Source organism: Pseudomonas sp. 2VD (assembly GCF_005503585.1).
In the GTDB taxonomy this organism is placed as follows: domain Bacteria; phylum Pseudomonadota; class Gammaproteobacteria; order Pseudomonadales; family Pseudomonadaceae; genus Pseudomonas; species Pseudomonas aeruginosa.
In genome coordinates this window covers 1-5,805 of record NZ_SCND01000369.1, presented here as the reverse complement: position 1 = coordinate 5,805, position 5,805 = coordinate 1, and the positions used below count along the sequence as shown (strand labels likewise).

Here is a 5,805-nt window from a genome sequence, read left to right as displayed (position 1 = left end):
GTTCAGGGAGGCGTACTGGCCGAAGTCGAGGGTGCCGAAGGTGATCGCGCCGCCGCTGCCGACGCTACCTGCCTCGCAGGCCGGGAGCAGCGTGGCGCTCAGGACGATGGTGGCGGTCTGCGCGTTTGCCGGGTTGCAGCCGAGCAGGCAGAGCAGTCCTCCGGTGAAGTAGCGGTTCAGGCTCATCGGTCCCCCCAGGACCATGCTGCCCGGCGCCGCGCCTGGCGGCGCGTCTTACCAGGCGATGGTGACCAGCAGGGTGTCGGTGTAGGTCCCCGCCGTCGGCGTGGGCGTGCTTTGTCCGGTGGGCACCACGCGGCCATAGAGGGGGATGTTGACCGCGGTGCCGGTGGAGACCGAGGAGATGTCCACCGGTGTGTTGGCCTGGATCAGCGCGCTGCGCGCGGCGTCCGAATAGATGTTGTAGGCGATGGTGCTGCTGCTGGTGGTGGTGTTCTGCATGTAGCGCTGGCCGCCGCTGGCGTGCAGGCCTGCGTTCACCGTCAGGCTCGGGGTCAGGCCGGTGCTGCACTGGATCTGGATATTGCCGCTGGTGCCGACGGTCTGCGCGTCGACCACGTTGGTGAGGTCGGAATGGCTGCCGAAGTCCAGGGTTCCCCACTGGTTGATACCGCCGCTGACGCTGCCGTTGATGATGGTGCAGCCGGCACCGATGACCATCTGCACGCCGACCTGGCCGATTAGCGTACCGGCGGCCTGGGCGGTGCCCAGCAGGCTGGCGCAGGAACAGAACAACAAGACTGCCGGAGTGCGTTTATTCATCTCTAACTTCCTGTCGATAATGAATGTCGGTGGCGCAGAAGGACGTTGGCGGATAAATAAAGTTCCCACGACTTTAAATGATCGGCCTTATATATCCGCCAAACTCGAAGTTCATGGCTGACGACGCGCCGGGTGCGGCGCAGAGCGGCTAGCCAGTCATGTTTGACTGGCTATATAGCAGCGCGAGTAAATCTCTGCTAGTCAGATGGCGTGGTTATTTGGGAAATGCAAGGAAGTTTAATTACAAAGTAGTAAGCGATTGACTACATGATTTGAAAATAACGAGGCGGGTGGAATACGGACGGAACAGCGAAGTGTTCCGCCCGTTGGTTTCAGTGCGAATCCTTGTGCTGTTCGTCGAGCGCCTTGTTCTGCCAGCCGTCGTTGCCCGGCAGCAGCAGGTTGAGGACGATGGCGACGATGGCGCACAGGGCGATGCCCTTCAGGCCGATGTCGTCGGGACCGGTACCGCTGCCGATCAGCACGCCGCCGATGCCGAACACCAGGGTCACCGAGACGATCACCAGGTTGCGCGCTTCCGAGAGATCGACCTTGTGCCGGATCAGGGTGTTCATGCCGACCGAGGCGATGGTGCCGAACAGCAGGCAGAGGATGCCGCCCATCACCGGTACCGGGATGCTTTGCAGGATCGCGCCGAACTTGCCGACGAAGGCCAGGGTGATGGCGATCACCGCCGCCCAGGTCATGATCTTCGGGTTGTAGTTCTTGGTCAGCATCACTGCGCCGGTGACTTCCGCGTAGGTGGTGTTGGGCGGTCCGCCGAACAGGCCGGCGGCCGAGGTGGCCAGGCCGTCGCCAAGGAGGGTGCGGTGCAGGCCGGGCTTCTTCAGGTAGTCCTGGCCGGTGACGCCGCCCACCGCGATGACCCCGCCGATATGCTCGATGGCCGGGGCCAGGGCCACCGGGACGATGAACAGGATCGCCTGCCAGTTGAATTCCGGCGCGGTGAATTTCGGCAGTTCCAGCCAGGGTGCGGCGACGATTGCGGCGGTGTCGACCACGCCGAAGACGAACGACAGGGCGAAGCCGACCAGCACGCCGGCGATGATCGGCACCAGGCGGAAGATACCCTTGCCGAATACCGCCACCACCAGGGTGGTGAGCAGCGCCGGCATCGAGATCATCATCGCGGTGCGGTACGGCAGCAGCTCGCTGCCGTCGCCGGCCTTGCCCATCGCCATGTTCGCCGCGATCGGCGCCATCGCCAGGCCGATCGAGATGATCACCGGGCCGATCACCACCGGCGGCAGCAGTTTATCGATGAAGCCGGTGCCCTTGATCTTCACCGCCAGGCCCATGAAGGTGTAGACGAAGCCGGCGGCGACCACCCCGCCCATGGTCGCGGCCAGGCCGAACTGGCCCTTGGCGAGGATGATCGGGGTGATGAAGGCGAAGCTGGAGGCGAGGAACACCGGTACCTGGCGCCCGGTCACCAATTGGAACAGCAGGGTCCCGAGGCCGGCGGTGAACAGCGCGACGTTGGGATCCAGACCGGTGATCAGCGGCATCAGCACCAGCGCGCCGAAGGCGACGAACAGCATCTGCGCGCCTGACAGCACCTGGCGCCAGAGCGGCTCCTGGAAGGCATCGCCCATGTTCAGGCTTCCTTCTGCTTGGTACCGAAGATCTTGTCGCCGGCGTCGCCCAGGCCCGGAATGATGTAGCCGTTCTCGTCGAGCTTCTCGTCGATCGAGGCGGTATAGATGATCACGTCCGGGTGGGCCTTGCGTACCGCCTCGATGCCCTCGGGGGCGGCGACCAGCACCATGGCGCGGATTTCCTTGCTGCCGGCCTTCTTCAGCAGGTCGATGGTGGCGACCATCGAGCCACCGGTGGCGAGCATCGGGTCGATGATCAGCGAGCGGCGCTCGGCGATGTCCGGCGCCAGTTTTTCCAGGTAGGTGCGTGCTTCCAGGGTCTCTTCGTTGCGGGCGACGCCGACCGCGCTGACCTTGGCGCCGGGAATCAGGCTGAGCACGCCGTCGAGCATGCCGATGCCGGCGCGCAGGATCGGCACCACGGTGATCTTCTTCCCGGAGATCTTCTCCACCGTCACCGGGCCGGCCCATCCGGGGATTTCGTACTGTTCCAGGGGCAGGTCCTTGGTCGCCTCGTAGGTCAGCAGGGCGCCGACTTCCTGGGCCAGTTCGCGGAAGTTCTTGGTGCTGATATCGGCACGGCGCATCAGGCCCAGTTTGTGGCGGATGAGGGGGTGGCGGATCTCATGTACGGGCATGGGCGACTGTCTCCAACGGGGGCGGGCAAAAAAATTGCGCTAGCGTAATGCATTCCGCACAGTCTGGACCATTATTCTGATTCGCACTCGACCGCCGGGGGTTGCCCGATGGCGACCGGATGAGTACCTTTGCCGACTTTTTCTCAGCCCAGCCAGGGAGAAGCACCATGTCCGTCGATCTCGCGCACATCCGCCAAGTCATGGCGGAAGCCGACTGCCTGTTCAACAACGACGAGGTCGAGGCAGCCATCGGTCGCGTCGCCGAGGCGATCAACCGCGATCTCGGCGAGACCAACCCGGTGGTCTTCTGCGTGATGAACGGCGGCCTGATCTTCTCCGGCAAGCTGCTCCCGCTGCTCGACTTCCCCCTCGAACTGTCCTACCTGCATGCGACCCGTTACCGCAACGAGACCTCCGGCGGCGAACTGTTCTGGAAGGCCAAGCCGGAAATCTCCTTCATCGACCGTGACGTGCTGATCATCGACGACATCCTCGACGAAGGGCACACCCTCTCGGCGATCATCGACTTCTGCAAGCATGCCGGCGCACGCGCGGTGCACACCGCCGTACTGGTGGACAAGGAACATGAGCGCAAGGCCCGGCCCGACCTCAAGGCCAGCTTCACCGGCCTCTACTGCGCCGACCGCTACGTGTTCGGCTACGGCATGGACTACAAGGGCTACTGGCGCAACGCCGCGGGCATCTTCGCGGTCAAGGGGCTCTGAGATGGCCGGACCGCGCTACCTCGACCAGCAATTGTTCGCCGAACTGGCGAGCGGGGCGGGCAACGCGCCGCGTGGTCGCCAGCATCACAACTTCCACCGCATGGAGGAGCCCTGCCACCGCATGGCAGTGGGCCTCCAGCCGAATACCTACATCCCGCCGCACCGGCACCTGGATGCGGGCAAGGCCGAGGCGCTGATCGTGCTCAAGGGCCGTCTCGGCCTGCTGGTCTTCGCCGAGGACGGGGAACTCCTCGACAAGCGCGAGTTGAGCGCCGCTGGGGACTGCCCCGGTGTCGACCTGCCGCCCGGGGTGTTCCATGCCCTGGTGGTGCTGGAGCCGGACAGCATCCTGTTCGAATGCAAGGCCGGGCCTTACCGCCCGCTCGGCGAAGGCGAGTTCGCCAGTTGGGCGCCTGCCGAAGGCAGCGCCGATGCGCCGGCCTACCGGGACTGGATGCGCGCCCAGTTCGCCTGAGCGCTTCGGCGGCGGGTCGGCAGCCATGCTAGAGTGCCGGCTCGCCCTGTCCGGAGGTCCCGATGTTCGCCCGTAGCCTGTGCGGCTCCCTGCTCCTGTTCGTCAGTCTGGCCGGCCTGGCCGCCGAGAATCCCCCGATGCACGCGCGCTTCCTGCCGCCCGACGACGGCCAGTTGCGCCAGGAGGCGCCGGAGCAGCAGCAACTGATCCAGATCACCGAGTACAGCGTGGTGCTGGGCAACCAGCGGCAGTCCAACCAGCAGCCGATCCCGATCACCACGCCGACCCTGCTGCGCCTGAAGGGCAAGCCGCTGAGCAAGGGCGCGACCCTGGCCCAGGTGCTGATCCAGTTCGACAGCGAAGGCAAGAGCCTGAAGAAGCCGGTCTACGATGCCGGGACCCGCACCCTCACGCTCAACTACCCGCTGGCGCAGTACCCGGCGTTGCTCGACCTGCTGCGCAACCAGACGGTCTATTGCCAGTTCCTCGCCTATCCCAACGGCCATGTCTGGGCCGACCTGCACACCGGCGCGGTACGCGCGCGTTGAGCCTCGCCGCGCGCCGGGAGTAAACTGCCTGGCCTTATCCCGCGCCGGGCGAGCCCGGCCCCAGAGCCGTTGAGAGAAAGCGATGCGCAAAGACAAGAAACAGATCATTGGCGAAGAGATCAGTGACGAGTCGATCAAGCTGTTCCTCGGCGTCGAGCCGGCCGACGACACGCCCCCCTCGCTGCACAAGCTGATCAAGGCCTATCGCGGCCTGCGCATCGACGACTTTGAGCGCTTCCTCACCTTCTTCCGCGAGGCCGGCTACGATCTCGATGCGCGCGACGCCAAGGGCAACGACTTCGTCGCCCTGGTCGCCGACCAGCGCCAGGCCGCGCCCTACATCGAAGCGCTGCAGGCGGCCAAGGGCGCCTGAGCCGGCCATGCGGTGAAAAGCCCGCCCTTCGGCGGGCTTTTTCGTTGCGCGGCCCGCCGAAGAATCCCACCCGTCGGCGAACGCCAGCACCCGAATGACGGCTGGCGGTGGCAAGGGACGATAGGCATACGGGCCTTCTCGCATTGCGGAGCGCCAGGGAGACAGGGGGGGCGAATGGCCAGGACTGCTTTATTCGCTCTGCGAGAGGCTGCTGCTTTTCTACACTCACAGGAAAAACAGCCTGCCGAGGTTCCCATGTACGTCCAGCCCTACGTCTGCTTCAACGGCCGTTGCGAAGAGGCCCTGCGTTTCTATGAACACGCCATCGGTGCCAGGGTGAGTTTCCTGTTCCGTTTCGACGAGGCGCCCGGTCCGGTGGTGGTGCCGGAAGGCTGGTGCGACAAGGTGATGCACGCCAACCTGCAGATCGGCGACAGCCAGATCATGGCCTCGGACGGGCACGGGCCGGCGTTGCAGCCGATCTCCGGGATTTCCCTTTCACTGAATACCCGCGACCCGCAGCAGGCGCGGCGCTGCTATGACGCCTTGCTGGAGGACGGCGGGCGGGTCGAGCTGGAGTTGGGCAAGACCTTCTGGTCGCCCTGTTTTGGTACCCTGGTGGACCGTTTCGGGGTGTCCTGGAT

The 5,805-nt window shown here is 65.0% G+C and carries 8 protein-coding genes and 1 pseudogene; 5 read left to right on the top strand and 4 right to left on the bottom strand.

Annotated elements, in window-relative coordinates:
* The 4 genes and pseudogenes from FFS27_RS27300 to upp form a co-directional block, all read right to left on the bottom strand.
* Positions 1-204, bottom strand: a pseudogene (locus tag FFS27_RS27300) (Csu type fimbrial protein); the annotation flags it as partial.
* Positions 205-234: 30 nt separating this feature from the next.
* Positions 235-783 carry a Csu type fimbrial protein gene (locus FFS27_RS27295; RefSeq protein ID WP_003094972.1) on the bottom strand — a complete coding sequence of 183 codons (549 nt, stop codon included), beginning with the start codon at positions 781-783 and terminating at the stop codon, positions 235-237.
* 332 nt (positions 784-1,115) lie between these two features.
* Positions 1,116-2,399: a uracil-xanthine permease family protein gene (locus FFS27_RS27290; RefSeq protein ID WP_003094970.1), complete on the bottom strand. Its 1,284-nt coding sequence runs from the start codon at positions 2,397-2,399 to the stop codon at positions 1,116-1,118.
* Positions 2,400-2,401: 2 nt separating this feature from the next.
* Positions 2,402-3,040 (bottom strand): uracil phosphoribosyltransferase, encoded by a 639-nt coding sequence (gene upp / locus FFS27_RS27285; protein WP_003094968.1) that lies wholly within the window; start codon positions 3,038-3,040, stop codon positions 2,402-2,404.
* Positions 3,041-3,207: 167 nt separating this feature from the next.
* On the opposite strand from upp, the gene FFS27_RS27280 reads away from it, so the two are divergent.
* The 5 genes from FFS27_RS27280 to FFS27_RS27260 form a co-directional block, all read left to right on the top strand.
* The gene (locus tag FFS27_RS27280) at positions 3,208-3,765 is read left to right on the top strand and encodes a hypoxanthine-guanine phosphoribosyltransferase (RefSeq protein ID WP_003094967.1); all 558 of its coding nucleotides are present in this window, start codon (positions 3,208-3,210) and stop codon (positions 3,763-3,765) included.
* A 1-nt stretch (position 3,766) separates the two neighbouring features.
* Complete coding sequence (locus tag FFS27_RS27275) at positions 3,767-4,240, top strand: WbuC family cupin fold metalloprotein (RefSeq protein WP_003094965.1); 474 nt, start codon at positions 3,767-3,769, stop codon at positions 4,238-4,240.
* Between the two features lie 62 nt (positions 4,241-4,302).
* A complete protein-coding gene (locus FFS27_RS27270; RefSeq protein WP_003094962.1) occupies positions 4,303-4,788 on the top strand; it encodes a hypothetical protein in 486 nt (161 codons plus the stop codon).
* 82 nt (positions 4,789-4,870) lie between these two features.
* On the top strand, positions 4,871-5,161 hold the full coding sequence (locus tag FFS27_RS27265; RefSeq protein WP_003094960.1) for a PA4642 family protein: 291 nt from the start codon (positions 4,871-4,873) through the stop codon (positions 5,159-5,161).
* Positions 5,162-5,416: 255 nt separating this feature from the next.
* Positions 5,417-5,805: VOC family protein (locus tag FFS27_RS27260; protein WP_042917520.1), on the top strand; the 389-nt coding region annotated here is incomplete at its 3' end.